This window comes from Acinetobacter sp. LMB-5 (assembly GCF_001541635.1).
Classification (GTDB): domain Bacteria; phylum Pseudomonadota; class Gammaproteobacteria; order Pseudomonadales; family Moraxellaceae; genus Acinetobacter; species Acinetobacter pittii.
The window spans coordinates 1-359 of record NZ_LRDR01000097.1 but is presented as its reverse complement, the minus strand read 5'-3'; the positions used below and the strand labels follow the sequence as shown (position 1 = coordinate 359).

Below are 359 nucleotides of genomic sequence, written 5' to 3'. Positions count from 1 at the left end.
GAAACCTAAACGTACTTTTCCTGCGCGTGATTCAACGAATGTTAGGTTTAATTGCCCTGAGCTAAAACCGTTATCTTCATGATCATATACAGTATAGTAGACCGTGTACAGACCGAGCTTGTTGCTCATTGCATTAAAAGATAAATTATTTACATCATATGGTGAAGTAAGTTCTACATCAATATTTTCAGCATGAACATGAACCAATTGAACGTCATCTCCTTCTAAATCAGAGATATATGGAGTTACATCGATAACAGCTTCGCTGCCTGTTTGAAGCCGTTTCGGATAATCCTCTGGTGTATTTATGTTCGGAGGATTGTTCTTTATTCCTGAAATGTCTATAACTAACGTACCAT

The 359-nt window shown here is 37.0% G+C and carries 1 protein-coding gene; it reads right to left on the bottom strand.

Annotated elements, in window-relative coordinates; all coding sequences use genetic code 11:
* Window positions 1–359: hypothetical protein (locus tag AW165_RS19890; protein WP_212823954.1), on the bottom strand; the 359-nt coding region annotated here is incomplete at both ends.